Consider the following 26,314-nt stretch of genomic DNA (forward strand, 5'->3'; position numbering starts at 1 on the left):
GGGCAATAGGATCCGGTGCATGTCCTCGCCTGGTGGTCCCTGGGATCCGCGAAACCCGCAGCAGCCTCCGCCACAACAGCCGCACGTCCCGCAATCGGGGATGCAGACCAGGGGTTCGGGGCGTTCGGGCAGCAACAGGGATGGCAGCAACCGCCCCCACCGCCGCGACCGCCGAAGAAGCGGCGCGGAGCGCTGATCGCCACGATCTCGATCTCGGCCGTGGTGCTGATCGTCGCGGTGACCGCGGTCGTCGTTCTCACCTCGCGCGGAGATGACCGGGCGCAGCCCGCTCCGGCCCCCACGCGCAGTTCCGAGGTGCCGACCGCGCGCAGTTCGACGGTGCCGACCAGCGTGCGCACGGCCCCGCCGACCGCGCAGCGCGAGCCCCTGGTTCCCGGGTGGCAGGTCGCCGAGGTCCCGAAGCGAAGCGCCGTCTACGACGTTCCGGCCGACTGGGAGATCGACCCCGATCCGGAAGCCGTCTACGGCTACGGCGAACCGCAGGACGCGGTGACGGTGACCGGGGTCGCGACCTACCGGCGCGGCTTCTGCACCGGCGAGCCCAACAGCTACCGGGCGACCGCGGGCGCGACCGCTCGACGCGGTCCGGACGACACGACCGTGGCCACCGAGACCTCGCAGAAGTTCATCGCCGAGGCCTACGGCCGCGACGGTCTCGCCCCGATCGCCGAACCGGCTCCGCCGGAGCACATCCGGCTGCCCGGCGGCATGTCCGCGGTCCGGATCGACACCGAGGTCACCTTGCCCAACCCGCAGCGCTGCGACGCCCCGGTCGTCGAGGTCTCCGTCGTGGCCACCAACAACGACGGGGACGGCTCGGTCGTGTTCATCGCAGCCGCCGACCAGGGAATTCCCGACGCGGTGTCGCCGGAGGTCCTGCACCGGATCAGCGCATCGCTGCGCGCCGGCTGAGCACCGCGAACCGCGGCGCGGTCAGCCCAGCCTGCGTCCCAGGTCGTCCAGCCCGTTCCAGGACACGGCCACGCCGTAGCCCAGCGCCACGGCGAACGGCTGCACCAGCAGCACCCACTGGGTGGTGATCTCCGGAGCGATGGTGATCAGGTCGCCGACCGCCGGGCTCGACGGCATCGGGTACAGGCCCGAGGCGAACGAGGCGCCCATCGACATCCCGAGCCAGGAGGCCACCAGCGAGCCCGCGACACCGCCCAGCAGCAGCACCGGTCCGCGCCTGCCGCGCAACCGCCAGAGCACCGCCGAGGTCAGCAGTCCGGCCGCGAAGGCCAGCAGCGAGAAGATCGCGATGGCGTCGAAGGCGTGGTAGCTCTCCACCATCGGCGAGCGCACCGAACCGCCCGGCCCGAGCACCTTTTCCTGCGGCGGCGCCATGCGGGACCAGACCCACCCCAGCGGAACCCCGATCAGCGCGATCAACGACACCGCGCTGATCGCGGGCAGCAGGTCGGACTTGACCACGACCTTGGGCGTGGCGGGCGCCAGCACCGGCACCAGCGCCTCGGGTGCCCCCGTCGCCCCGACGCGCTCGGGGACGGCCCGTTCCGTCTGGCTGTCAGCCAACCCGCCGACCTCCTGCTCGCGCGACTCGCCGAATGTGACGTCACCTTAGCGCTCCGGTGCGCACCGACGACATCACCCGACGAGAAGCCTCGGCGCGCACATCAACTATTCTGCGCGAGCCCCGTATCGGCTACGCCGAAGGACGAGTGAAGTGGTGGGAATCCTGCCCAGCCCGCAGTTGACGGGACCGAGCCCGATCGACGAACCGCGACAGCCCTCGGTGGTCCGGCTCCCGCTGCGCAACACCCTGATCGAGTTGGTGCTCGGTGCCCTGGTCGCCGGTATCTTCAGCGTGGCGCTGCAGTTCGCGATCGCCCGGCTGGGCATCAGCGAACCGAGCTTCGCCCCCGAGGCCCTCGCCTCGCTGACCAGCGGCGGGTTGCTGCTGGTGCTGTTCCTGCTGCTGGCCTTCGGCTACCGTCGCGCGCCGCGCTGGGTGAAGCTGCTGGGCGCCTGGCTGTCGCTGAGCGCCTTCGCCACCTTCGCGCTGGCCATCCCGCTGCAGGCGACCCGCTACTACTACGGCGGTTCGTCGGTGGACAACGGGTTCCGGCTGCAGTACATGACGCGGATGGCCTCCGAGCTGGGCCTGGCGGACATGAACTACCAGAACGTCGCGCCCTACTACCCGGGCGGCTGGTTCTGGCTGGGCGGCCGGTTCGCGAACCTGATCGGCTGGGAGGGCTGGGCCGCCTACAAGCCCTACGCCCTGGCCTGGGTGGCCGTGACCGCCGTGGTCGCGTTCACGCTCTGGAGCGTGGTGCTGCGCCGCAGGCTGGCGCTGCTGGCCGCACTCGCCACCACGCTGGCGGGGATGATGCACGGCATCGAGGAGCCCTACGCGTGGCCCTCGGCGGCGTGGCTGCTGCCGGTGGCGGTGCTGGCCTGGCAGGCGCTGCGGATGACCGAACGCCCCCCGATGGGGCTGCTGCTGGGCATCGGCGCCTACGTCGGGTTCGCCGCGGCCACCTACACGCTGCACTTCGCGTTCGCGGTGCTGATGATCGTGCTGATGGCGGTGCTCATCGGCGCGTTCCGGGTGCACCAGGGCGACAAGGCGTGGCCCGTGGTGCAGCGGTCGTTCTGGAGGCTGCTGCCGATCGGCCTGGTCAGCCTGGTGCTCGCCCTGGTGGTGTGGCTGCCGTACCTGATCTCCACCAGCTTCCTGCTGGACAACCCGCGCAGCGCGGCCCAGCACTACCTGCCGGAGAACGGCGCGTTCTTCCCGCTGCCGATGACCGAGGCCGCCCCGTTCGGCGTCCTGTGCCTGGCCGGGTTCGTCTGGATCCTGCTGCGCTGCCGCCGCAACGAGGTCGCCGCGGCCATGCTGGCCACGGTGCTGGCGGTCTACGGCTGGTTCGCGCTGTCGATCCTGGCGCTGCTCGGCAAGACCACGCTGCTGGCCTTCCGGCTCAACGTGATCCTCGACCTCACGCTCGCGGTGGCCGGCGTGCTGGCGCTGCTGGAGCTGATCGGCTATCTGCGCGAGAAGCTGGACGCCCGCTACGCGCTGCAGATCGGCACGGTCGCGTGCGCGCTGGGCCTCATCGGCGCGATCAGCATCAGCCAGCACGCGATGAGTTCGGACCTCGAGGTCTCGACCGAGAACGCCTACGACGACTACTACCCCACCGGCGACAACGCCAAGGGGCAGCAGGACCCGGCCGAGCCGGGCAACTGGTTCGACGACGAAATCCGCACGATCGCCCGGCTCACCGGTGACGAGCCCGCGCAGAACCTGCTGCTGTCCACCGACTACAAGCTGATGTCGTTCAGGCCGTACTGGGGCTTCCAGCAGGAGACGCCGCACTACGCGAACCCGCTGGCCGAGTACGACCGGCGCGCCGACGAGATCGAGCGCTGGTCGGAGGCCGAGTCCAGCGACGAGCTGTTGAAGATGCTGCGCAACAGCGAGTTCCGCACGCCCGACGTGTTCGTGCTGGGCAACCCGGACAGCGAGCACTCGGAGTTCAAGACCGAGGGCGACGGCGAGGTGCCGCCGGAGGCGCGGGGCAAGCTGACGCTGCAGCTCAAGGACGACGCCTTCCCGCAGAACCCGAACGTTCGCGACTACCGCGTGTACTTCGACGAGAAGCTCTTCGACTCGCCCGCCTTCGTCAAGCGCGATGTCGGGCCGTACACGATCATCGCGCTGCGCTGACACCACCGGGCGGTTCTCGCCCACGACCGGCGCCGGTCGTGGGCGAGAACCGCCCGCATGCGGCTACCGCCGCGTGCCGAAAGGACCGCTACTTCAGGCGGACCGGCAGCGTCTTCAGGCCGTGGATGAGCGTCGAGAAGCGCCATCGCACGTCGTCGAGTTCGGCGGCCGGCGCGAGATCCGGGAAGCGCTCGGCGAGCCTGCGCAGCGCGATCTGGCCCTCCATGCGAGCCAGCGGAGCGCCCAGGCAGAAGTGGATCCCGTGCCCGAACGCCAAGTGCCCCTGCGCGTCCCGGGTGATGTCGAAGCTCTCCGGGGCCTCGAACCGGTCCGGGTCGTGGTTGGCCGAGGCCAGCCCGACCCACACGAGCTCGCCCTCGGGGATGGTCACCTCGCCGATGGTCACCGGCTCGGTGGTGTGCCGCAGGGTGCCGTGCATGACCGGGCCGTCGAACCGCAGCGTCTCCTCGACCGCGCCGGCGACCAGTTCCGGGTCCGCCTTCAGCGCCGCCCACTGCTCGGGGTTGCGCAGCAGGGCCAGCACCCCGTTGCCGATCAGGTTGACCGTGGTCTCGTGCCCGGCGACCAGCAGCAGGAAGACCATCGAGACCAGCTCGCCCTCGCTGAGGCGATCGGCGTCCTCGGTGGCCTCGATCAACGCGGTGAGCAGGTCATCGGCCGGTTCGGCGCGCTTGGCGGCGATGAGCTCGACCAGGTACTCGGCCATCGCCGCGCCCGCCTGGCTGGTCGCCTCCGCCGAACTGGCGTCGAGCAGGGTGTTGGTCCACTGCCGGAAGTCGTCCCGGCGTTCCTCGTCGACGCCCAGCAGTTCGCAGATGACCTGGATCGGCAGCGGGAACGCGAAGGCGTCCAGCAGATCCACCTCGTCGTGCTCGGACATCGCGTCGAGCAGGTCCGCGGCGATCTGCTCGACGCGCGGCCGCAGGTTCTCCACCCGCCGGGCCGTGAACGCCTTGACCACCAGCTTGCGCAGCCGCGTGTGGTCCGGCGGGTCCAGGTTGAGCATCTGCTCGTTGAGGGCGCTGTTGAACGGTCGCCGGATTCCGCCGTCGCGATCCATCCGATCCATGATCTCGCCGGTGCGGCGGAAGTCCTTGGCCAGCCGCGGATCGGTGAGCGCGTTGCGGGCGTCCTCGTAGCGGGTGATCACCCACAGCTGCATCCCCTGCGGGGTCACCATCCGCTGCACCGGTGTTTCGGAGCGGATCTCGCGGTACTTCGCGTACAGGTCGTCGACGAACTCGGCGTCGAAGACCGGTAGCTCGGCGTTCGCCTCTGTGGTGGGCATCGGCTTCCTTTGCGGATAAGCGGAATTCAAGCCTACGGTTCCAGTGAACACCGTTAACTGGAAGTTGTCACACGACGCGGAGAAATCGGCCCCTCGATTCCCCCGATACGACCAAACCGCGAAAACCGGCATTCTCCGCGAAGCGCCGATCGCGAAACCCGTGCCTCCTGCCGGACGCCGGGCGTGACCGGGTAGCGTGGCGTGACGTGACTGGCCCGGATCCCGTGGACGTACGACTGCTCAGCGCCGTCGCCGAGATGGGCCGCGTTGCCATCCCCGACCTGGCGTCCCGGCTCGGCATGGACGCGCGCGATGTCGCCGCGCGGCTGGCCGCGCTGTCCACCACCGGGCTGCCGATGATCGTCGGGGTGGAGTGCGACCCGCAGGGCATCCGCAACGCGGTGGCCGCCGCGCAGCAGTGGGCCGCGCAGCACAGCGCCTCCAGCGGGCCGCACGGCGTGCCCCCGAACCAGTACTCCGGTCCGCACCCGGTGCAACCGCCCCAGCAGCCGCCCGGGAACTCGGGCGGGTACTCGATGCCGCAGCCACCGCAGCAGAGCGGCCCGCAGCAAGTGCCGCAGCAGGTCCCGCAGCCGATGAACTCCTGGGGCCCGCCGGGCTCGGCCGCGTGGGTGCGCGCCGATCAGCACGCCGCGCCGATGCCGCAGAACGGCAAGATCGGCAGCAAGCTGGAGGTGGCGAGTCCCGCGGGCGAACGGCTGACCATCGGGCTCGTCGAGGTGGTGGACCCGGCCGACTTCCTGTTCACCGCGGCGGGTTACGAGCTCCAGCCGGGCGAACGCGCGGTCGTGGTGCACACCGAGCTGACCAATCGCTCACCCGCCCCGTTCGCCGCGCTGCCGGACCAGCACCTGGAACTGGTGGCCAAGGACGGGTCCGCGATCGCCAAGGCCCCGGTGTCGCTGTCCTCGCGGCCCCCGCACCGCGCCGGTGTTCAGCCCGGTGAGACGGTCGGCGGGCACACCATCTACGTGCTGCCGGAGATCACCGAGCTCACCTCGGTCCGCTGGGCGCTGCGCCCCGGCGACCCGCAGCTGACGCTGACCTGGGACATCACCGACCTCTAGGGAGCCGGAGCCGTCGCCCCGCGGCCGGGACCGAGCGGTTCTCCGGGAATGCGGCGACGCCGCGCACCTGCCGCGGATTCCGGCGACCCGGCCCGCCGGAATCCCGCCGCGCGACGCCGCTCGAACAGCTCCTAGTCCCGCCGGAGGAAGCCCATTCCGCGCGGACGTTCCCGACGCTCCCTGCGCTGCAGGGCTGGCCAGTCACCGGCGTCGCTCTCCCGGTTCTCGCGGGGCTCGGGCGCTCCCAGCACCGACGGCGACGCGGTCCCCAGGTCCTCGTTGTTGATCAGATCGCCCAGGCCGATCCCCTCCGGCGGAGTGTCCATCTCCGCGTTCGGGTCCACGATCGGCATCCCCCGAGGCGGAGTGGGCACATCGGAGCCCGCGAACTCATCCCGCTCAGCCATGCGGCCCCTTTCGGTTCGACGCCTTGGAAGTCACACGTTACCCGGATCGCGCCCCGCGCGAGCGGGATCGGAGCGTGTCGGCGGCATGCGCGCCGGTTCTCAGCCGTCCTGGGCGCGCAGCTCGTCGAGCGCGTGCTGCAGATCGGCCGGGTAGTCGCTCTCGAACTCGACCCAGCCGCCCGAGGGATGCTCGAAGGCCAGGGCCCGCGCGTGCAGCCACTGCCTGCTGATGGCGAGCTTCCGGGCCAGCACCGGGTCGGCGCCGTAGGTGAGGTCGCCGACGCACGGGTGCTTGACCGCCGAGAAGTGCACCCGGATCTGGTGGGTGCGACCCGTTTCCAGCTTGACGTCGATCAGCGACGCGGAGCGGAAGGCCTCCACCATCTCGTAGTGCGTGACGCTCGGCTTGCCGCCGGTGACCACCGCGAACTTGTAGTCGTGCCGCGGGTGCCGGTCGATCGGCGCGTCGATGGTGCCGCGGCTGGGATCGGGATGGCCCTGCACGATCGCGTGGTAGCGCTTCTCCACCGTGCGTTCCTTGAACGCTCTTTTGAGCACCGTGTAGGCGTGCTCGCTCTTGGCCACCACCATCACGCCAGTGGTACCCGCGTCGAGCCGGTGCACGACGCCCTGGCGCTCGCCCGCGCCGGAGGTCGCGATGCGCACGCCCGCGGCGGCCAGCCCGCCGACCACGGTCGGGCCCTCCCAGCCGGGACTCGGGTGCACGGCCACGCCGATCGGCTTGTTGATCACGACGATGTCGTCGTCCTGGTGCAGGATCTCCATGCCCTCGACGGGCACCGCCACGACCTGCGGCCCGGGTTCGGCATCGGGCAGCGTGACCTCGAGCCAGGACCCGGTCATCAGCCGATCGGACTTGCCGACGGGGTCGCCGTCGACGAGCACGTCGCCGGATTCGGCCAGACTCGCCACCGCGCTGCGCGAGAGGCCGAGCAACTTGGACAGCCCGGCGTCGACCCGCATGCCCTCGAGGCCTTCGGGAACGGGAAGGGTTCGCAGTTCGCTCACGAGTCGGTGGCCTTCTTCTTGCGGTGCACGGTTCCGTCGTAGTCGCGACCGAGCAGGGACAGCAGCACGACCAGGACGCCACCGACCACGATGCAGCTGTCGGCGACGTTGAACACCGGCCACACCCGGCCACCAGGGGCGAGGAAGGACAGGAAGTCCACCACGTGCCCCTGCAGCGGACCGGGGGCGCGGAAGATGCGGTCGACCAGGTTGCCGCAGGCACCGCCGAGCACCAGTCCCAGCCCGATCGCCCAGCCCGACGAGCGCAGCTTGGGCGCGAGCCACACGATCACGCCGACCACCACGATCGCCAGCAGCGCCAGCACCCAGGTCAAGCCGGTGGCCAAGGAGAACGCCGCACCCGGATTGCGCAGCACGTCCAGGTAGAAGAGCCCGCCGAGCACCTTCACGGGCGGGCCGCCCTCGATGTTGGCCACCGCCGCCACCTTGGTCACGATGTCGATTCCCAAGGCCACCGCGGCGATGCCGAACAACAAGGCCAACGACTTGCCCGCCCCGCTGCGCGATGCGTCGCGGGGCCCAGCGGGCTCTTCTCCGGAGGACTGGTCGGTGCTCACCACTCCATTGTCCCCGACCCACCCACCACCTCGGCCGCGGGACGGGTCGGAACGACAGTTTTGCCTAAAACCGTGAGCCTTCGGCGCCCAAGCCTCAGAACTGAAGTACCTCCTTCGGCAGAACTGTCACCTCAGCGGCGGGTGACCGCTGCCTTGATCTCCGTGCCCTCGCCGACCGAGCCCGTGGTGCCCTCGGTGAGCTCGGTGAGGGTGAGCTCGTCGGCGAGGGTCTCGCCCGCGATGAAGTCGCGGTGCTTCTCGATCGCCGGGACCGCCTCGGCCGGGGCGTCGATGCGGACCTCGATGCGGTCGGAGACCTGCAGGTCGGCGTCCTTGCGGGCCTGCTGGACCACGCGCACCACGTCCCGCGCCAGGCCCTCGGCGGCGAGCTCGGGACCGACCTCGGTGTCGAGCACGACCAGACCGTTGCCGCCGGGCAGGGCGGCTGCCGCACCCGGGTCGGTGGAGACCAGCTTCTCGGTGTACTCGCCGTCCTGCAGCTCGACGCCGGCGGCGGTCACGACACCGCCGCTGCGCTCCCAGTCGCCCGCCTTGACCGCCTTGATCACCTTCTGCACGTCGCCGCCGAGGCGCGGGCCCGCGGCGCGGGCGTTGACGGCGATCTCGAAATGACCGTGCGCGGCGACGTCGGTGCTCAACCGCAGGCTCTTGACGTTGACCTCGTCGGTGATCAGGTCGCTGAACGGGCGCAGCGCCTCGGCCTCCGGCGTGGCCACCACGAGCTCTGCCAGCGGCAGGCGGACCCGCAGCTTGTTGGCCTTGCGCAGCGCCAGCGCCGAGGAGCAGATCTGCCGGACCTGGTCCATCGCCGAGACCAGCGCGGCGTCGGCGGGCAGCTCGTCGACCAGCGGCCAGTCCGCCAGGTGCACCGAGCGGCCACCGGTCAGACCGCGCCACACGGCCTCGGCCGTCAGCGGCAGCAGCGGCGCCACCACTCGGCTGGTCACCTCCAGCACCGTGTGCAGGGTGTCCACCGCGTCCTGGTCACCCGCCCAGAACCGGTCGCGGGAGCGCCGCACGTACCAGTTGGTCAGCACCTCGAGGAAGTCGCGAACCGTGGCGCAGGTGGTGGCCAGGTCCAGCGAGTCCATCGAGGACTGCACGTCGCCGACCAGCTCGTGGGTCTTGGCCAGGACGTAGCGGTCGAGCACGTGCTCGCTGTCGGTGCGGAACCTGCCCTCGATGCCCTCGGCGTTGGAGTACAGCGCCAGGAAGTACCAGGAGTTCCACAGCGGCAGCACCGCCTGGCGCACCGCGTCCCGGATCCCGCGCTCGGTGACCACCAGATCGCCGCCGCGCAGGATCGGGCTGGCCATCAGGAACCAGCGCATCGCGTCCGAGCCGTCGCGATCGAAGACCTCGTTGACGTCCGGGTAGTTCTTCTTCGACTTCGACATCTTCTGGCCGTCGTGGCCCAGCACGATGCCGTGCGCGACGACGTTGGAGAACGCCGGCCGGTCGAACAGCGCGGTGGCCAGCACGTGCAGCGTGTAGAACCAACCGCGGGTCTGACCGTTGTACTCGACGATGAAGTCGCCCGGGTAGTGGTGCTCGAACCACTCGGCGTTTTCGAACGGGTAGTGCACCTGCGCGAACGGCATCGAGCCGGACTCGAACCAGCAGTCCAGCACCTCCGGCACCCGGCGCATGGTGGACTCGCCGGTCGGGTCGTCCGGGTTGGGCCGGGTCAGCTCGTCGATCTCCGGGCGGTGCAGGTTGGTCGGCCGCACGCCGAAGTCGCGCTCCAGCTCGTCCAGCGAGCCGTAGACGTCGGTGCGCGGGTGGTTCGGGTCATCGGAGACCCACACCGGGATCGGCGAGCCCCAGAAGCGGTTCCGCGAGATGTTCCAGTCGCGGGCGTTCTCCAGCCACTTGCCGAACTGCCCGTCGCGGATGTGCGAGGGGACCCAGTTGATCTGCTGGTTGAGCTCGACCATCCGGTCCTTGAACTGGCTCACGGACACGAACCAGGACGTCACCGCCCGCTGGATCAGCGCGTTGTCGCAGCGCCAGCAGTGCGGGTACTGGTGGTCGTAGGTCTCGTGCCGCAGCAGCAGACCCTTCTCCTTGAGGTCGCGGGCGATGTTCTTGTTCGCCTCGAAGACCTGCATGCCCTCGTACGGCGGCACCTCGGCGGTGAACTGGCCGCGCGTGTCGACCGGCACGACCGGCACGATGCCCGCGGCGTCGGTGACCACCTTGTCGTCCTCACCGAACGCGGGCGCGATGTGCACGATGCCGGTGCCGTCCTCGGTGGTGACGTAGTCGGCTTCCAGCACCCGGTGGGCGTTCTCGCGTCCGGCGAAGAAGTCGAACGGCGGCTCGTAGCCGCTGCCCAGCAGATCGGTTCCCTTGAAGCGGGCCACCACGTGATCGGCGATGTCCTCGCCCAGCTCGCGGGCGTAGGCGCTCAACCGGGCCTCGGCCAGCACGTAGCGCTCGCCGTTGACCGGCGAGGCGACCAGCACGTAGTCGATCTCGGGATGCACGGCGGCGGCGAGGTTGGACGGCAGCGTCCACGGGGTCGTCGTCCACACCAGCGCCAGCGCGCCGTCGAAGTCCTTGCCCGGCGCGCGCAGCCGCAGGCCGACGGTCACCGCCGGGTCCTGACGCGGCCGGTAGCCGTCGTCCATCCGGGTCTCGGTGTTCGACAGCGGCGTCTCGCAGCGCCAGCAGTACCAGAGCACCCGGTGGCCCTCGTAGACCAGACCCTTGTCCCACAGGGCCTTGAACGCCCACATGACGCTTTCCATGTAGTCCAGGTCGAGCGTCTTGTAGTCGTTCTCGAAGTCGACCCAGCGGGCCTGGCGGGTGACGTACTCCTGCCACTCGTCGGTGTAGCGCAGCACCGAGGTGCGGCAGGCCTCGTTGAACGCGCCCACGCCCATCGCGTCGATCTCGGCCTTGGAGGTGATGCCGAGCTGCTTCTCGGCCTCGACCTCGGCGGGCAGCCCGTGGGTGTCCCAGCCGAAGCGCCGCTCGACGCGCTTGCCCCGCATGGTCTGGTAGCGCGGAACGGCGTCCTTGACGTAGCCGGTGAGCAGGTGGCCGTAGTGCGGCAGGCCGTTGGCGAACGGCGGGCCGTCGTAGAAGACGAACTCGTTGGCGCCGTTGGTGCCGGCCTCGCGGTTCTCGACCGAAGCCCGGAAGGTGTCGTCCTGGGCCCAGAAGTCCAGCACCTGGCGTTCGACGACCGGGAACGCGGGCTGGGCCGCCACGCCGCGCTCGTCGGGGTCGCCGAAGGAAACCTTGGGGTATGCCATCGCGGAGCTGCTCCTCGCAGATATGTCGTTGCCGCCACCACGGCGGGGACGACATCCCCGGGCACGCCCGAGGATCCGCGGTACCACCCCGCTTGCCCTCGCGCGGTTGCCCGAGGGCCGCTCAGTTGCCGGCTGTGTCGGGCCGGACCCGTCCGGTTCTACTGAGGCAGTCGATGCCCGTTCTTCCGGAGGCTCCCCGGTGATGGCCGGATCGTCGCCGTGTCTGATTCAAGAGTACCGGGATGCCGCCACCCCGTTTCACGGGTGTCCGGCCCGCCGGATCACGGTCCGCTTCGAGGCTTCTCGGCCGCGATGGTCGCGTTCGGCGCGCACCGGGCGCACGGCGTGAAGCCGAGCTCGCGGGCCTCCCGCAGGGTCAGCTTGATCGTGTCGCTGTCGCCGACCCACTCGCAAGTGGCCACGTGGTAGCGCGGCCGCTCGTCGATCACCACGACTCCGGCGTCCGGGTCGGCCGAGTCGGCGGCGTTGCTGCGCTCCTCGGCGGGCTCGGCGCCCTGCGGGGTCTTGCGGGTCGGCTTGCGCCGCGACCGGTCGTAGACCAGCAGGGCCGCTCCCAGCGCGCTGGCCAGCAGCGACAACCACGCCAGTCCGGCGCCGCCGCCGAAGACGGCTCCCACCAGCGCCACCGCGGCCACCACCGCCAACGCCAGCACGACCAACAGCACGCGCGTCATCCTCGATCCTTCGCCGCACAACGGCCCTGACATGCACCGGCGGCAACGGGTGCGCCGCACCCGTTGCCGCCTGACACGCCGGGGAACCCGTGACCTGTGAGGTCGTTAGCCTGCTTCGGCCGCTCGCGCCCCGAAGTTGTAGCTCGCGGACTGGCCGGACGACCGGTTGCCGTTCCCGTTGCCGCTGCTGCTCTCTTCGGCTGGCGCGGCAGACCCCCGGTCCTGCAGCTCGCGGAGCTGGGATTCCAGGTAGGTCTGCAGTCGAGTGCGGTATTCGCGCTCGAAGGTTCGCAGCGTCTCGATCTTCTTCTCGAGCGCGTTCTTCTCGTTGGTGATGTTGCCCATCACCTCGGCGTGCTTGCGCTGCGCATCGCGTTCAAGGCTGGCCGCCTTGTCACGAGCCTGCCGTTCCAGGGTCTCGGCCCTGGTTCTGGCGTCGTTGAGCATCGTCTCGGCCCGGGTCCGGGACTCGTTGACCATGCTGTCGGCCTTCGAGCGCGCCTCGGAGAGCAGCTGCTCGGACTTGGTCCGGGCCTCCGAGAGCATGCCGTCGGCCTCGGCCTTGGCCTCACCGGTCAGCCGGTCGGCCATCTCCTGCGCGAGGCCGAGCACCTTGGCGGCCTGCACGTGGTGATCGCCACCGGGGTTGGTCTGCTCGGCAGCGGTCGGCGCCGGAACCGGGGTCAGCCGGCGCGGCTCCTCCGGTGGGGCGGCCGGGGCCGAGGCCGCCTGGGCCGCTTGCGAGCGGGCGTCATCCAGGTCGACCTGAGCGGACTGCAGCTGTCCCTCCAGCTGCTCCACCTGGCTCCGCAGGTCGTTGTTTTCCTCAACCAGCCGGGCAAGCTCGGCTTCAACCAGGTCGAGGAATGCATCCACCTCGTCCTCGTTGTAGCCCCGCTTGCCGATCGGAGGTTTGCTGAACGCGACGTTATGCACGTCTGCGGGGGTCAGGCCCACAAGATCACCTCACGCACTCCTTCGGCAGCTGCGGGTCGGTCGGGTTCCCCGTCACCCGGCCGGTTGCACCAGTCGCATCAATATGAACACGACTAGCAGCAGCACCATAATCGATAGGTCCAGTCCGACGCCGCCGATCCGGACCGTCGGAATCACCCGACGCACCAACTTTACGGGTGGGTCGGTCACTGTGTAGATGCTCTCCAACGCGATTGCAACCCCCCCGACAGGCCGCCAATCGCGGGCGAACACCCGAACGAGTTCCACCACGATACGGGCCGTGAGCAGCAGCCAGAAGAAGAACAGAACGTAGAAGAGGACGATCTGTACCGGGTTCACGCTCACAACTGTGCCACCACTCACCCGTAGTTGAAAAAGGCCCCCTCCGCGAGGCGCCGCTTGTCCTCCGCCGCAACGTCCACGTTCGGCGGTGAGAGCAAGAACACGCGGTTGGTGACCTTCTCGATCGAACCGCGCATCGCGAAGGCCAGACCTGCGGCGAAGTCGACCAGACGCTTGGCATCGGCCTCCTCCATCTCGGTCAGGTTCATGATCACCGGAGTACCGTCGCGGTACTGCTCGCCGATCGTGCGCGCCTCGCTGTAACTGCGCGGATGCAATGTTGTGATCTTACTCAAGTTGAACTGGGTGCCCGTGTCGGTCACCGCCCGCAGTCGCGAGACGTTGTCGCCGGAGCGCGCCGCCTCGTTGTGCGAAGCGCCACGCGAGACCACCTCGGAAGCCCACTGCCGCCGCTGCCGCGACGGCTCGCGGAACTCGTCGGCGTAGCTCTCGGTCTCCGCATCGGCGCGGTATCCACCCCGGGTTCCCACCCGACGCGCGCCGGAGCGCTCGTCGTCGTAGGCGTCGTCCTCGTAGTGGTCCCGGTAGGCCAGCTCGTCGTCGTAGGCGTCGACCTCGTCGGCCGGAACCATGCCGAAGTAGGCCTTCAACTTGTGCAAAGCGCTCATCGGCATGCCCTTCCTCTGCGGCTCCTACGCCGAAGCACGAGGCGGCCGGCCTCCGACCCCCTGTTTAGCGGCTCACGGCGAGATTAACCGCCGCCCGCCGAGCAGCGCGGTTCCGACACGCACCCTGGTCGAGCCGTGGGCAACAGCACTTTCCAGGTCGCCGGACATCCCCGCCGATACATCGACAGCCTCGGGGTGATCGACGCGAACACGCTCGGCGATCTCCGAAAGTGTGGCGAACGCCATATCCGGGTCGCCGCCCAGCGGGGCGACGGCCATCACACCACGCAACCGAAGTTCGCTCGTTCTAGTGATCATCTCGGCGAGTCGTGGAACCTCGGCAGGGGGCGCTCCCCCGCGTCCTACCGCCTCGTCAAGGTTGACCTGCACCAACACGTCCAGGGGATGCTCCCGGTCGCCGGCGTCGAGCGCGTTCGCCGTCGCTCGCGCCAGAGCCTCGGCGAGCCGGTCACTGTCGACGGACTCGACCACATCGGCCCACCGGACCACCGAACGGGCCTTGTTCCGCTGCAGCTGCCCGACCATGTGCCAGCGCGCGGAGCCGTCCGGGCGCAACCCGGCGTACTCGGCGACCTTGTTGCGCGCCTCCTGCTCCCGGTTCTCCGCGAAGGAGCTCAACCCCAGCTCGGACAACTTCACCACATCGGAGGCCGGGAAGTTCTTGGTGACCGCGAGGAGCTCGACCTCCGCCGGGCTGCGTCCCGCGGCGCGGCAGGCCCGATCCAGCCGTCCCCGCACCTCCGCGAGGGATGCCGCGAGCTCTTCGCGGCGCGCCTGCTCACTCACACGTTCCCCCCGAGAGATCCGCCACGCGTGTTGTTCATCGCACCGATCACGCGTCCTCCCGATCCATCCAGATCACCGAGGCGAACCGGCCCGTCCTGCCGTCCTCCCGGCGATGGCTGTAGAGCTCCGGAGTCTCCACGGTGCAGCGCGGGTCCGCACCGACCTTCGCGATCCCCACCGCGGCCAGCTGCTCCCACAGCCCGGCGCGCAGATCCAGTCCCGGAGTGCCCTTGCGGGTCTTGCAGGAGCTTCCCGGGAGGTGCTTCTCCACATCGGCCTGCATCTCGGCGGGGACCTCGTAGCACAGGCCGCAGGCGGCCGGGCCCAGCAGCGCCTCGACCTTGCCGAGATCGGCGCCCGCGTCGCGCATGGACTGCAGCGCCGCGGGCAGCACACCCACCCGGGCGCCGACGCGGCCCGCGTGCACCGCGGCGATGACACCGGATTCCGGCTCGCCGAGCAGGATCGGCACGCAGTCGGCGGTCAGCGCGATCAGCGCGAGACCGGGCTGATCGGTCACCAGCGCGTCGGTGGCTTCCACCGACTCGGGCTGCGGTCCGTCGACGGTGGTGACCGTGCGGCCGTGGATCTGCTCCATCCACACCAGGTTTCCGGTCGGCAGGCCGATCCCCTCGGCGAGCTTCTCGGTGTTGGCCCGCAGCGCCTCCGGGTCGTCGCCGACCTTGCCGCCCAGGTTGAAGGAGTCGAACGGCGCCTTGGAGCTGCCGCCCTCTCGCGTGGTGATCACGCGCCGAATCCGCACTTGCTCATCCTCCCCGCACAAAAAAGAATCGACACCGGAAACGTCGCGTTCCCGGTGTCGATTCTCGCTCATGGCTTCCGCCGCGCCCCTGCGGCGCGGACCCGCGGTGATCAGCGCCGCATGAACGGGGGGATGTCCACGTCGTCGTCGGAGTCGTCGGACACCGGCGCCGGACGGGACGGCAGCCCGCTGCCGTGGCGGTTGCCCGCGTTGTTCGGGTTGTTCGTCGGGTAGTTCCCGGCCGGGCGGGACGGCACCGAGGTGCTCTGCTGACCGGCCGAGGAACCGTCCCCGCCGAACAGCCCGGGACGCTGACCGGCGCTGGGCCGGTTCTCCGCCTGCGCGGGCTCTTCCTGCGGTTCCGGCTCGGCCTGCCCGACCTGCTGGCCGGGCGCCGCCGGAGCCGACGGCTGCTGGCTGGGCGCGGCGGGTTGCTCGGAAGGCTGCGGAGCCGGGTTGCTCGGTGCTGCCGGAGCGCTCGGCGCGGCCGGTGCTGCCGGGGCGCTCGGCGCGGCCTGTGCGCTCGGTGCGGCCGGAGCCTGCGTGGTCTCGGCACCCGGGGCCGCCTGCCCGTCGGACTCCGACTCCGAGGTCCGGTCCGGCTTCGGCGCGCCCTCGACCTCGTCGCGGCCGCCGACCCGGGTCGGCTCCAGCTTCTTGTGCGTGGGCGTACCGGAGTCGAAACCGGCGGCGATCACCGTTACCCGCACCTCGTCACCGAGCGAGTCGTCGATGACCGTACCGAAGATGATGTTGGCTTCGGGGTGCGCGGACTCCTGCACCAGCGAGGCCGACTCGTTGATCTCGAACAGGCCGAGATCGGACCCGCCCGCTATGGCCAGCAGGACGCCGTGCGCGCCCTCCATGGACGCTTCCAGCAGCGGCGAGTTGATCGCCTTCTGCGCAGCTTCCACGGCTCTGCCATCACCTCTGGCCGAGCCGATGCCCATCAAGGCACTGCCCGCCCCGGACATGACGCTCTTGACGTCGGCGAAGTCCAGGTTGATCAGACCCGGCGTGGTGATCAGATCGGTGATGCCCTGGACACCGGACAGCAACACCTCGTCGGCGGACCGGAAGGCGTCCATCAGGCTCACCCCGATGTCGCCGAGCTGCAGCAGCCGGTCGTTCGGGATGACGATCAGGGTGTCGCAGCAGTCCCGGAGCTCCTTGATGCCCGTTTCGGCCTGGGACGCGCGGCGCTTGCCCTCGAAGGAGAACGGCCGGGTGACCACGCCGATGGTCAGCGCGCCGAGCTTGCGCGCGATGTTGGCCACCACGGGCGCGCCACCGGTACCGGTGCCGCCGCCTTCACCGGCGGTCACGAAGACCATGTCGGCGCCCTTGAGGACCTCTTCGATCTCTTCCGCGTGGTCCTCGGCGGCCTTGTGGCCGACCTCCGGCGCAGCACCTGCCCCGAGACCGCGGGTGAGTTCCCGACCGATGTCGAGCTTGACGTCGGCATCGGACATCAGCAGGGCCTGCGCGTCGGTGTTCACCGCGATGAACTCGACGCCTTTGAGCCCGACCTCGATCATGCGGTTCACGGCGTTGACGCCGCCGCCACCGATGCCGACGACTTTGATCACCGCGAGATAGTTGTGCGGGGGCGTCATCGGATCCGCCTTCCTGATCGTGGCTGGTGTGCTCTTCCCATCGACCGCCGGGACGGCCGCTGAGCCGGTGCCGCCGATGCGGCTCCCCCTGGTCGTCGACGCGGAATCCGAGGTACCACCGAATCCACGCCCGATCCGGACCGTAGGCGCGATCGCACCCAGGAGTCCAGCAGCCACGCCGGTTTCGGCAGCGGGTGTGTTGGGTTCACCTCGAAGTTTCCGCCTCGACCCTCGCTCAGCGGGTCCGTCCGGTCAGCGCGGACGAGCCCAGTCTTTCCTCCCCTTGCGGTGAACACGTCGCGAACGTGATCACCACAGCCGACACCGTACCTGGCCACCTTCGTCCCCGGTCGAGGTACTCGCGGTAAAGGCGCTGGGAAACCGGACTGCGGGTGTCGTGGGCGGATGGAATCGTCACCCCTCGTCGCAGCCGGAGAGAAAGGGATTTGGCGATGCCAACGGATTTGCGGGACGCGGTGGCACTGGTGGCGGGAGCGACGCGCGGCGCGGGACGCGGGATCGCGGTGGCGCTCGGCGAAGCCGGGGCCACGGTCTACTGCACGGGGCGCAGCACGCGCGCGCAGCGCTCGGACTACGAGCGCCCGGAGACCATTGAGGACACCGCCGATCTCGTCGACGCCGCCGGCGGGCGCGGAATCGCGATGGCGGTCGACCACACCGACCAGGAGGCGGTGCGCGAGCTCGTCTCTCGCGTCGAATCCGAGCAGGGGCGGCTCGACGTGCTGGTCAACGACCTCGGCGGCGAACACCTGATGGACTGGAACAAGCCGATCTGGGAGCACGACCTGGACAAGGGCCTGCAGCGGCTGCGCACCGGCATCGAGGCGCACATGATCACCAGCCATTTCGCCCTCGCCCTGCTGAGCAGACGGCCCGGCGGGCTGGTCGTGGAGCTCACCGACGGAACGCAGGAGGTCAACGAGCGCTTCTACCGCGGCGAGTGCGGCGCCTTCTTCGACGTCACCAAGTTCGCCACGCACCGCATGGCCCGCGCTCAAGGCGAGGAACTCGCTCCCTTCGGCTGCACGGCGGTGTCGCTGACCCCGGGCTGGCTGCGCTCGGAGATGATGCTCGACGAGTTCGGGGTGACCGAGCAGGACTGGTGGACCTCGACGAGCGCGCCCGAGGGGTTCCGCACCTCCGAATCGCCCGCCTACGTCGGCCGCGCCGTGGTCGCGCTCGCCGGTGACCCGGACGTGTCCCGATGGAACACCCGGTCGCTGTCCAGCGGATTCCTGGCCAAGGAGTACGGGTTCACGGATGTCGACGGGTCGCAGCCGGACGGCTGGCGCTACCTCATCGAGGTCGAGTGGGGCGGCGGCCGAGGCGACCCGGCGGACTACCGCTGACGGCCACTGCCAGACGACAGTTTTGCCTAAAACTGTACGGACATCTCGGACGCCGAGGACTCACAGTTTTAGGCAAAACTGTCACGACCACGCGCACGTCCGGCGGCTTCGCGGTGAGTAGTGCCGTGGATTTGGTCGGGAGCGCGGCGGAGCCGCTGTCCCAGGTGCGGGACTCAGCCGGCACCGCCGTACAAGGCACCAACTCCTCACTTCACTGGAAGCGGGGTGGGCCTCCGTTGGTGGCTCGGTGGGCTGCGTCGTCGTCGAGGAGGAAGTCCGGGCGTTGCGGGTCCGTGTCGTAGTCGCGGTGGAAGACCGGGGTCAGCGAGCCCGACATCGGGGGCACGATCCAGGTCCAGTCGACCGGGCACTTGCGGCCCGCGGACTCCTCCTTGGCCAGGTGAGCGAGGAACCGCTGCGACTCGGTGTGGTGGTCGGTCATGGTCACCCCCGCCTCGCTGTAGGAGTGCAGCACCGCGCGGTTGAGCTCGACCAGCGCGCGGTCCTTCCAGAGCGTGGTCGCCTTGGAGGTGTCCAGCCCGAGACGTTCGGCGACCACGGGAATCAGGTCGTAGCGGTTGGTGTCCCCGAAGTTGCGGGCGCCGATCTCGGTGCCCATGTACCAGCCGTTGAACGGCGCGGCCGGGTACGAGACCCCGCCGAGGGTCAGCCGCATGTGGCTGATCACCGGAACCGCGTGCCAGCGCAGCCCCAGCTCCGCGAACCACGGAAGCTCGGGGTGGGTGATCGGCACCTCCTGGACGACCTCCGGGGGCAGCGCGAACATGTGCGGCCCCTCCTCGGCGGTCTCCACCACCAGCGGCAGGACGTCGAAAGCCGTTGGCTCGCCCGGCGGTCGCCAGCCGAAACGGGTCACCGCGTCGGTGAAGGCCGCGTAGCGCGGGTCGCCGAGGACCCGGTCATCGCCGTGCCGGTGGCCCGCGTAGCGCACGAGCTGCTCGTTCCAGATCCGCGGCGCGGGCCGTTGCGGGGTTTCCGGCGGGAAGATGCTGATGACCGGGCGAATCTTGCCGCCGTTGGTGGCCATCCGCAGGTGTTGCGCGCAGTGCGCGGCCACCCCGCCCGCGGTGTGCACGTCGCGCAGGTCGCGCACCTTGAGGCTGCGCCAGTACAACCGGCCGATGCAGCGCGCGCTGTTGCGCCAGGCCACCCGGGCGCCGAAGGTCAGCTCCTCGGGGGTGTGCCGGTAGGTGCCGACCGTCTCGACTTCGTAGCGCATCCGGTCCAGCCGCGGCCGGACCGGACCCGCACCCGGGTTCTCGGCGTGGAACAGCCGAAGGAACTCCTCCGCCTCGGCCACGTCCACCGGATGCGCCGAGCGGGAGGGCGGACGGACCGGCCGTAACCGGCGCGTCTGCTGCGTCGCACCGGACGCGCCGGAGAAGAACTTCTCCGGCGCCTCACCACTGACCCTGAACACGCTGCACACGTTAGCGCGAACGGGCGCGGTCCCGTCCGGTAGTCCCGGATCCGGGCCGTTCAGCGGACCGTGGGCAGCTCAGGTGTCGTAACGTCGTAGACCTTGCCGGGCCGGGTCAGCAGCGGTGGCAGAATCCGCGCCTTGCGCCGCATCTCATCCGTCGCGCCCCACTCCACGACCCGATCACCGGTCAGTCGCAGCCGCACCGAACCGGGCTTCTCGGCCAGCACCGCGGTCACCTCGCCGCGCACCTGCCCGGGCAGCGCGTTGAGCACCTCGAGCGCGGCCGAGGCCGCGGGGCCGTCCAGTTCGGGCACCCGCAGCTCCGGAACGCCATCCGGGGCTTGCCGGACGGTTTCGAAGGCCACCCCGTGCGAGTCCACGAGGCGAGCACCGCCGCGAGCGCGGAAGTAGACCGCCGGGGTGCTCTCGGTGATCTCGACGCGCACCGTGGACGGCCAGTCCAGCATCACCTCGGCATCGGCGACCTTGGGCATCTCGACCAGCCGCTCCTGCACCTCGCCAGCGTCGACGCGCAGCATCGAGGTTCCCGGCCGGATACCGGCGGTCTCGAGCACCTTGTCATCCGACAGCGTCGGATTGCCCTCGACCTTCACCTCGCTGACGCCGAGCAGCGGCGAGAAGTACAGGACCAGCACCACGGCGGTCACCACCGCCATCAGCGCGGGCAGCACCCAGCGGGACGGCGTCGGCGCCGGGCGCACCGGGCGGCCTCGCGTGCTGCGCCGCCCGGGGCGCTCGGCCGCTCCGGTACGCGTCGAGGCCACCGTCAGATCTCCTCCGAGCTCCCGGTCGTGCGTTCGATCTCGGAGAGGATCTCCGGGCCGAGCATGGTCACGTCGCCCGCGCCCATGGTCATCACCAGGTCACCGGGCTTGACCAGTCCGACGACCGTCGGAGCCGCGTCGGTCAGCGACGGCTCGAAGTGCACCTGCTCGGCGGGCAGCTTGATCTTCTCGGTGATCAGCTTGCCGGTCACGCCCGGCTGCGGGTCCTCCCGAGCGCCGTAGATGTCGAGCACCACGACCTCGTCCGCGAGACCGAGCGCCTCGGCGAACTCGTCGGCGAACGCGGCGGTGCGGGAGAACAGGTGCGGCTGGAACACCACGACCAGCCGACCGGCCCCGGCCACCGGCCGCGCGGCGCGCAGCTGCGCCTCCACCTCGGTCGGGTGGTGGGCGTAGTCGTCGTAGACGGTGATGCCACCGGCACGGCCCTTGAACTCGAAGCGGCGCCGGACTCCGCCGAACGCGGCCAGGCCCTCCATCAGCCCTTCCAGCGAGGCCCCGAGCTCCAAACCGGCCAGCAGCGCGGCCACCGCGTTGCCCGCCATGTGCTCGCCGGGCACCGCCACGTGCACGTCGACCGGTTCCGCCACGAGGCCTGCCAGCTCGACGGTGACCACGCCGACGCCGTGCTCGGCCCGGTAGCCGAGCATCCGCGCGTCGCCTTCGGCGGCAGCGTTCGCGCCGTAGCGGCGCACCCGCACGCCCGCGTTCTCGGCCCGGTCCGCGAGCGCGGCCGCCCCCGCGTCGTCGGAGTTGGCGATGAGCACACCACCGGGCGCGATGCGCTCGATGAAGTCCTCGAAGACCTTGGTGTAGGCCTCGGCGGTGCCGTGGTGGTCGAGGTGGTCCGGCTCGACGTTGGTCACCACCGCCACCGACGGCGCGAACACCAGGAACGAACCATCGCTCTCATCGGCCTCGGCCACGAAGATGCCGCCGTCGCCGTGGTGGGCGTTGGCCCCGGAATCGTTGAGGTCGCCACCGATGGCGAAGGACGGGTCCACCCGGCAGTGCTGCAGCGCCACCGTGAGCATCGAGGTGGTGGAGGTCTTGCCGTGCGTTCCGGCGACGCAGGCGACCCGGTGGTCGTCCATCAGCGCGGCCAGTGCCTCGGCGCGGCGCAGCACGGTGATCCCGCGTTCCTCGGCCGCGACCAGCTCGGGGTTGTCCGGGCGGATCGCGGTGGAGACCACGACCGCGGTCGGCTGCTCGTCCAGCAGGTCGAGGTTCTCGCCGCGGTGCCCGATGCCCACGTGCGCGCCCTGCGCGCGCAACGCGAGCACGGTCCGCGAGTCGTGGGCGTCGGATCCGGAGACCTCTCCGCCGCGGGCCAGCAGGATGCGGGCGATGCCGCTCATCCCGGCACCCCCGATGCCCACCAGATGCACTCTGGCGAGCACGTCACCCCCATCAGTAGTCGTCATTGTCCGGCAACCTCCAGCACGATCCGGGCCAGCACCTGGTCGGCTTCCCGGTGCCCGCTGTTCATGGTGGCCCGGCTCATCGCCTGCAGCCGAGGCGCGTCGAGCGCGAGCGGGATGATCTCGTCGATCACCCGCTGCGGGGTCGTCTCCTCGTCGGAGACCATCCGCGCGCCGCCGGTGGCGACCACCGGCTGGGCGTTGAGCGCCTGCTCGCCGTTGCCGTGCGGCAGCGGCACGAACACCGCGGGCAGCCCGATGGCCGAGACCTCGGCGACGGTCATCGCTCCCGACCGGCAGACCACCAGGTCGGCCGCGGCGTAGGCCAGGTCCATCCGCTCCAGGTAGGGCACGGTCCGGTAGACCGGCGCGGCCGGGACCTGCTGGACGGCGATGGTGTTCTTCGGGCCGTGGGCGTGCAGCACGCCGATGCCGGCCCGGCCCAGCGCCTCGGCCGCGCCGGAGAAGGCGGTGTTGAGCGTCTGGGCGCCCTGCGAGCCGCCGAAGACCAGCACGGTCGGGGCGTGCGGGTGCAGCCCGAAGTGCTGGCGGGCCTGCATCCGCAGCTGCCAGCGGTCCAGCGTGGTGATCGACTGCCGCAGCGGGATGCCGATGGTCTGCGCGCCGGACAACCCGCTGTCCGGGGTCGCCGAGAGCACGCGGGCGGCGAACTTGGCGCCGACCTTGTTGGCCAGCCCGGCGCGGGCGTTGGCCTCGTGCACCACGATCGGCGTCTTGCCGCGCGCGGCCAGGTAGGCGGGCAGCGACACGTAACCGCCGAAACCGACGACCACGTCCGCGCCGACCTTGTCCAGCACCTCACGGGTCCGCTTGACCGACTCGCGCACCTTGAGCGGGAGCTTCAGCAGGTCGGCGTTCGGCTTGCGGGGCATCGGCACCGGCGGGACCAGCTCCAGCGGGTAGCCGCGCTCCGGCACCAGCCGGTTCTCCAGCCCGCGCTCGGTGCCCAGCGCCGTCACCCGGGCGTCCGGGCGCATCCTGCGCACGGCATCGGCCAGCGCCAGCGCCGGCTCGATGTGCCCGGCGGTCCCGCCGCCCGCGACGACCACCGACAACGGCTTGCGGCCCATGGGAGCGCCGTAGGGCTGGCCGACCGCCTGCATGCGGACCGTCTCATCCCCGTTCAACGGTGTCCTCCTCGTGTTTGCGCCCGGGAGCCGGGCCCGCTGCGCGCGCCTCGCGCGCGGGTTTGTGCACCGCTCCTGGCCGCCGTCGAGCGTTGCCGTCCAGGCGCGCCGGAGCTCTTCGCACCGGGCCGCGTGCTCGGGGCGGGCCGGGAGGGCCGCCGCCGTGCCGGTGGCCGGTACGGCGCCGGGGTGGGCAGGCGCAGCAGCTTGCCGACCTTCCCCGGCCCCAGAGACCGTAGCGCGGCGATGGCTTCGGGTTCGTGCCGGGCGAAGTTCGCCAGCAGGCCGAACACGATCATGCTGGTGACCACCGACGAGCCGCCCGAGGAGATCAGCGGCAGGGGCAGTCCGGTGGTGGGCAGCAGGCCCACCACGTAGCCGATGTTGATCACGGCCTGGCCGACCAGCCAGGTCGTCAGGGTCGCCGCCACCAGCCGGATGTAGGGATCGGTGTTGCGGAATGCGATGCGCATCCCGACGTAGGCCGTGGTGCCGTAGAGCATCAGCACCACGGCGCAGCCGATGAAGCCGAGCTCCTCACCGATCACCGCGAAGATGAAGTCGTTGTGCACGTTGGGCAGGTATTGCCACTTCGACCAGCCCTGTCCGAGACCGCGGCCGAACAGCCCGCCGTCGGCGAGCGCGTACATCGCCTGCATCGCCTGGTAGCCCTGCCCGGTGGGGTCCTCGCCCGGGTTGAAGAAGCTGGTCAGCCGCGCCATCCGGTAAGGGGCGATCACCGCCAGCCCCACGGCACCGGTGACGACCCCGAGCACGATCACCAGGAACAGCCGCAGCGGCGCGCCCGCGAACCACAGCAGCGCCAGCATCACCACGAACAGCGTCGCCGTCGACCCCAGGTCGGGCTGCAGCATCACCAGCGCGCACATCAGCAGCGCGGCGGGCACCACCGGGACCAGCAGGTGGCGGTACTGGCTCAGCAGCCCGCGCTTGGTGACCAGCACGTGCGCGCCCCAGAGCGCGAAGGCGATCTTGGCGAACTCCACCGGCTGGAAGGAAACGCCGCCGACGTAGAACCAGCTGCGCGCCCCGTTGAGCTCGCTCCCGAGCGGGGTCAGCACCAGGGCCAGCATCAGCAGGCACGCGCACAGCAGCGGGAAGCTCAGCCAGCGGATCACCCGCACCGGCACGCGCAGCCCCATGTAGAACAGGCCCAAGCCGCCCAGCACGTAGAGCACCTGCTTGACGAACACGGTGTAGGACGAGCCGTCCTCGTTGAACGAGTCCACACTGGACGCGGAAAGCACCATGACCAGCCCGAAGACCGTGAGCAGGCCGCACACGGCCAGCAGCAGGTGGAACGAGGCCAGCGGCCGGGTCAGCCACGCGGTCAGCGGGGAGAACAGGCCCATCGCGGCGCGCTTGCGAGGCCTGCGCGCGGCGGCGGACTTCGTCGCGGCGGTCACGGCGGGCTCACCCGCCGTGGGTGATCGCCGGGTTCTCGGCCAGCACCGACGTCACCGCGTCGGCAAAAGCTCGCCCTCGCTGGGCGTAATCGGTGAACATGTCCATCGACGCGGCGGCCGGTGCGAGCAGCACCACCGACCCGGGCCGCGCGAACTCGTGCGCCAGGCGGACCGCTTGCAGCATGCTCGCATCGTCCCCCGCTTCGACCTCGCGCACCGGTACATCGGGCGCGTGTCGGTCGAGTGCGGCGGCGAACTCGGCCCGGTCCCGGCCGATCAGCACCGCGGCGTCGAGCCGCCCGGCGTTGTCGGCGACGAGCCCGTCCACATCGGCCCCCTTGAGCAGGCCGCCCGCGATCCACACGACGCGCTCGTGCGCGCGCAGCGCGGCGTCGGCCGCGTGCGGGTTGGTCGCCTTGGAATCGTCCACGTAGGACACTCCGGCGGCCTCGGCGATGATCACCGACCGGTGCGCGCCCGGCTCGAACGTGCGCAGCCCCTCGGCCACGGCAGCGGGCTCGACGCCGTGCGCTCGGGCCAGGGCGGCCGCGGCCAGCGCGTTGACCAGGTTGTGCGGGCCCGCCGGACGCACATCGGACACCGCGGCCAGCGCGGCCCGCTCGCCGAAGGCGCGGTCGACCAGCTCCGCGTCCGCCACGCCCAGCTGGCCCGGACCGGGCTCGCCGAGGGTGAACGAGACCCGCCGCAGGCCCGCCCCGGCGGCCAGCCGGACCGACCATTCGTCGTCGGCGTTGGCGACCGCGACCTCGTTGCCCTCGAAGATCTTCGCCTTGGCCGCGCCGTAGGCCTCCAGCGAGCCGTGCCAGTCCAGGTGGTCGTCGGCGAGGTTGAGCACCACGGCGGCCTTCGGGCGCAGCGCCTGCTGCCAGTGCAGCTGGAAGCTGGACAGCTCCACCGCGAGCACCCGGTTGCCCGCGCGGACCGCGTCCACCACCGGCAGCCCCACGTTGCCGCACGCCACCACGTCGGCGCCGGCCGCTCGCAGGATGGACTCCAGCATGGTGACCGTGGTGGTCTTGCCGTTGGTGCCGGTGACGGCCAACCAGGTCGACGGCCCCTCGGGCTTCTCCTGATCGAGCCACCAGGCGAGCTCGACCTCGCCGATCACCTCGATCCCGGCGGCGGTGGCGGCCGCCAGCAGCGGCGCGTCGGCCCGCCATCCGGGGCTGGTAACCACCAGGTCGGTGCCCTCCGGCGGCTCTTCGATGCCCGGCCGCATGTCCGCGCCCTGGGCCTGCAGCGAGGCCAGGGCCGCCAACCGGTCGGCCGAGGCATCGGTCACGGTGACCGACGCTCCGACCGCCAGCAGCGCTTCCGCTGCCGAGCGCCCGGACACCCCGGCTCCGGCGACCAGCACCTGCAGACCCCGGTACCGGCTAGCAGCCATCCCAGTCTCCTTCGTCGTCTCGCACTCACCGCAGCCGCGAAGCGGTCAGCCCGCCGGAGCTTCCCGCA

Annotated in this window: 23 protein-coding genes; 4 read left to right on the top strand and 19 right to left on the bottom strand. The window is 70.6% G+C overall.

The features are described 5' to 3' along the window. Positions 1 to 219 precede the first annotated feature (219 nt). The gene (locus ABD289_RS18675; protein WP_344134212.1) at positions 220 to 933 is read left to right on the top strand and encodes a DUF8017 domain-containing protein; all 714 of its coding nucleotides are present in this window, start codon (positions 220 to 222) and stop codon (positions 931 to 933) included. 21 nt (positions 934 to 954) lie between these two features. Here the strand turns inward: ABD289_RS18675 and ABD289_RS18680 are convergent, their stop codons facing one another. Continuing rightward, entirely contained in the window at positions 955 to 1,557 is a 603-nt protein-coding gene (locus tag ABD289_RS18680; protein ID WP_344134215.1) for a DUF2567 domain-containing protein, read from the bottom strand. A gap of 151 nt (positions 1,558 to 1,708) precedes the next feature. On the opposite strand from ABD289_RS18680, the gene ABD289_RS18685 reads away from it, so the two are divergent. Next, entirely contained in the window at positions 1,709 to 3,718 is a 2,010-nt protein-coding gene (locus ABD289_RS18685; RefSeq protein ID WP_344134218.1) for an arabinofuranosyltransferase, read from the top strand. Between the two features lie 88 nt (positions 3,719 to 3,806). On the opposite strand, the gene ABD289_RS18690 is transcribed toward ABD289_RS18685, so the two are convergent. Then, positions 3,807 to 5,027: a cytochrome P450 family protein gene (locus ABD289_RS18690; protein ID WP_344134221.1), complete on the bottom strand. Its 1,221-nt coding sequence runs from the start codon at positions 5,025 to 5,027 to the stop codon at positions 3,807 to 3,809. Between the two features lie 206 nt (positions 5,028 to 5,233). On the opposite strand from ABD289_RS18690, the gene ABD289_RS18695 reads away from it, so the two are divergent. Then, a complete protein-coding gene (locus tag ABD289_RS18695; RefSeq protein ID WP_344134223.1) occupies positions 5,234 to 6,115 on the top strand; it encodes an AsnC family protein in 882 nt (293 codons plus the stop codon). A gap of 131 nt (positions 6,116 to 6,246) precedes the next feature. Here the strand turns inward: ABD289_RS18695 and ABD289_RS18700 are convergent, their stop codons facing one another. The 11 genes from ABD289_RS18700 to ftsZ form a co-directional block, all read right to left on the bottom strand. Further along, the gene (locus tag ABD289_RS18700) at positions 6,247 to 6,522 is read right to left on the bottom strand and encodes a hypothetical protein (protein ID WP_344134226.1); all 276 of its coding nucleotides are present in this window, start codon (positions 6,520 to 6,522) and stop codon (positions 6,247 to 6,249) included. Between the two features lie 99 nt (positions 6,523 to 6,621). Continuing rightward, on the bottom strand, positions 6,622 to 7,506 hold the full coding sequence (locus ABD289_RS18705) for an RluA family pseudouridine synthase (RefSeq protein ID WP_344135034.1): 885 nt from the start codon (positions 7,504 to 7,506) through the stop codon (positions 6,622 to 6,624). Positions 7,507 to 7,547: 41 nt separating this feature from the next. Continuing rightward, positions 7,548 to 8,129, bottom strand: coding sequence for a signal peptidase II (gene lspA / locus ABD289_RS18710; protein WP_425564729.1), 582 nt, complete (start codon positions 8,127 to 8,129; stop codon positions 7,548 to 7,550). Between the two features lie 131 nt (positions 8,130 to 8,260). Continuing rightward, positions 8,261 to 11,413: an isoleucine--tRNA ligase gene (ileS, locus tag ABD289_RS18715; protein WP_344134229.1), complete on the bottom strand. Its 3,153-nt coding sequence runs from the start codon at positions 11,411 to 11,413 to the stop codon at positions 8,261 to 8,263. Positions 11,414 to 11,694: 281 nt separating this feature from the next. Next, positions 11,695 to 12,108, bottom strand: coding sequence for a hypothetical protein (locus ABD289_RS18720; protein ID WP_344134232.1), 414 nt, complete (start codon positions 12,106 to 12,108; stop codon positions 11,695 to 11,697). A gap of 105 nt (positions 12,109 to 12,213) precedes the next feature. Next, on the bottom strand, positions 12,214 to 13,065 hold the full coding sequence (wag31, locus tag ABD289_RS18725; protein WP_344134235.1) for a DivIVA-like cell division protein Wag31: 852 nt from the start codon (positions 13,063 to 13,065) through the stop codon (positions 12,214 to 12,216). 51 nt (positions 13,066 to 13,116) lie between these two features. Further along, complete coding sequence (locus ABD289_RS18730; protein ID WP_093413156.1) at positions 13,117 to 13,404, bottom strand: YggT family protein; 288 nt, start codon at positions 13,402 to 13,404, stop codon at positions 13,117 to 13,119. A gap of 20 nt (positions 13,405 to 13,424) precedes the next feature. Next, entirely contained in the window at positions 13,425 to 14,036 is a 612-nt protein-coding gene (locus ABD289_RS18735) for a cell division protein SepF (protein WP_344134240.1), read from the bottom strand. 72 nt (positions 14,037 to 14,108) lie between these two features. Further along, positions 14,109 to 14,843: a YggS family pyridoxal phosphate-dependent enzyme gene (locus ABD289_RS18740; protein ID WP_344134243.1), complete on the bottom strand. Its 735-nt coding sequence runs from the start codon at positions 14,841 to 14,843 to the stop codon at positions 14,109 to 14,111. Positions 14,844 to 14,889: 46 nt separating this feature from the next. Continuing rightward, entirely contained in the window at positions 14,890 to 15,606 is a 717-nt protein-coding gene (gene pgeF / locus ABD289_RS18745) for a peptidoglycan editing factor PgeF (protein WP_344134246.1), read from the bottom strand. A gap of 110 nt (positions 15,607 to 15,716) precedes the next feature. Further along, on the bottom strand, positions 15,717 to 17,222 hold the full coding sequence (ftsZ, locus tag ABD289_RS18750; protein ID WP_344134249.1) for a cell division protein FtsZ: 1,506 nt from the start codon (positions 17,220 to 17,222) through the stop codon (positions 15,717 to 15,719). Positions 17,223 to 17,674: 452 nt separating this feature from the next. On the opposite strand from ftsZ, the gene ABD289_RS18755 reads away from it, so the two are divergent. After that, positions 17,675 to 18,592, top strand: coding sequence for an SDR family oxidoreductase (locus tag ABD289_RS18755; RefSeq protein ID WP_344134252.1), 918 nt, complete (start codon positions 17,675 to 17,677; stop codon positions 18,590 to 18,592). A 211-nt stretch (positions 18,593 to 18,803) separates the two neighbouring features. Here ABD289_RS18755 and ABD289_RS18760 read toward each other — a convergent pair whose 3' ends face one another. The 6 genes from ABD289_RS18760 to murD are packed head-to-tail and all read right to left on the bottom strand — an operon-like array spanning position 18,804 to position 26,246. Then, complete coding sequence (locus tag ABD289_RS18760) at positions 18,804 to 20,033, bottom strand: nitric oxide synthase oxygenase (protein ID WP_344134255.1); 1,230 nt, start codon at positions 20,031 to 20,033, stop codon at positions 18,804 to 18,806. Positions 20,034 to 20,092: 59 nt separating this feature from the next. Further along, positions 20,093 to 20,821, bottom strand: a complete 729-nt coding sequence (locus ABD289_RS18765; RefSeq protein WP_344134258.1) for a cell division protein FtsQ/DivIB — start codon at positions 20,819 to 20,821, stop codon at positions 20,093 to 20,095. Between the two features lie 2 nt (positions 20,822 to 20,823). Further along, positions 20,824 to 22,266, bottom strand: a complete 1,443-nt coding sequence (murC, locus tag ABD289_RS18770; protein ID WP_344134261.1) for a UDP-N-acetylmuramate--L-alanine ligase — start codon at positions 22,264 to 22,266, stop codon at positions 20,824 to 20,826. Continuing rightward, positions 22,263 to 23,387: an undecaprenyldiphospho-muramoylpentapeptide beta-N-acetylglucosaminyltransferase gene (gene murG / locus ABD289_RS18775; RefSeq protein ID WP_344135040.1), complete on the bottom strand. Its 1,125-nt coding sequence runs from the start codon at positions 23,385 to 23,387 to the stop codon at positions 22,263 to 22,265. The genes murC and murG overlap by 4 nt, the downstream gene beginning before the upstream one ends. Before the next feature lie 20 nt (positions 23,388 to 23,407). Further along, on the bottom strand, positions 23,408 to 24,838 hold the full coding sequence (gene ftsW, locus ABD289_RS18780) for a putative lipid II flippase FtsW (protein ID WP_425564730.1): 1,431 nt from the start codon (positions 24,836 to 24,838) through the stop codon (positions 23,408 to 23,410). A 7-nt stretch (positions 24,839 to 24,845) separates the two neighbouring features. Next, positions 24,846 to 26,246, bottom strand: a complete 1,401-nt coding sequence (gene murD, locus ABD289_RS18785; protein WP_344134264.1) for a UDP-N-acetylmuramoyl-L-alanine--D-glutamate ligase — start codon at positions 26,244 to 26,246, stop codon at positions 24,846 to 24,848. Positions 26,247 to 26,314 lie beyond the last annotated feature (68 nt).

This window comes from Saccharopolyspora halophila, from assembly GCF_039531955.1.
Taxonomy (GTDB): domain Bacteria; phylum Actinomycetota; class Actinomycetes; order Mycobacteriales; family Pseudonocardiaceae; genus Saccharopolyspora; species Saccharopolyspora halophila.

Coding starts and splice junctions, on each gene's coding strand:
- ABD289_RS18690 (WP_344134221.1), bottom strand. CDS start 5,027: ATGCCCACCACAGAGGCGAACGCCGAGCTACCGGTCTTCGACGCCGAG.
- ABD289_RS18700 (WP_344134226.1), bottom strand. CDS start 6,522: ATGGCTGAGCGGGATGAGTTCGCGGGCTCCGATGTGCCCACTCCGCCT.
- ABD289_RS18705 (WP_344135034.1), bottom strand. CDS start 7,506: ATGCGGGTCGACGCCGGGCTGTCCAAGTTGCTCGGCCTCTCGCGCAGC.
- ileS (WP_344134229.1), bottom strand. CDS start 11,413: ATGGCATACCCCAAGGTTTCCTTCGGCGACCCCGACGAGCGCGGCGTG.
- ABD289_RS18720 (WP_344134232.1), bottom strand. CDS start 12,108: ATGACGCGCGTGCTGTTGGTCGTGCTGGCGTTGGCGGTGGTGGCCGCG.
- ABD289_RS18735 (WP_344134240.1), bottom strand. CDS start 14,036: ATGAGCGCTTTGCACAAGTTGAAGGCCTACTTCGGCATGGTTCCGGCC.
- ftsZ (WP_344134249.1), bottom strand. CDS start 17,222: ATGACGCCCCCGCACAACTATCTCGCGGTGATCAAAGTCGTCGGCATC.
- ABD289_RS18755 (WP_344134252.1), top strand. CDS start 17,675: ATGCCAACGGATTTGCGGGACGCGGTGGCACTGGTGGCGGGAGCGACG.
- murC (WP_344134261.1), bottom strand. CDS start 22,266: ATGACGACTACTGATGGGGGTGACGTGCTCGCCAGAGTGCATCTGGTG.
- murG (WP_344135040.1), bottom strand. CDS start 23,387: ATGCAGGCGGTCGGCCAGCCCTACGGCGCTCCCATGGGCCGCAAGCCG.
- murD (WP_344134264.1), bottom strand. CDS start 26,246: ATGGCTGCTAGCCGGTACCGGGGTCTGCAGGTGCTGGTCGCCGGAGCC.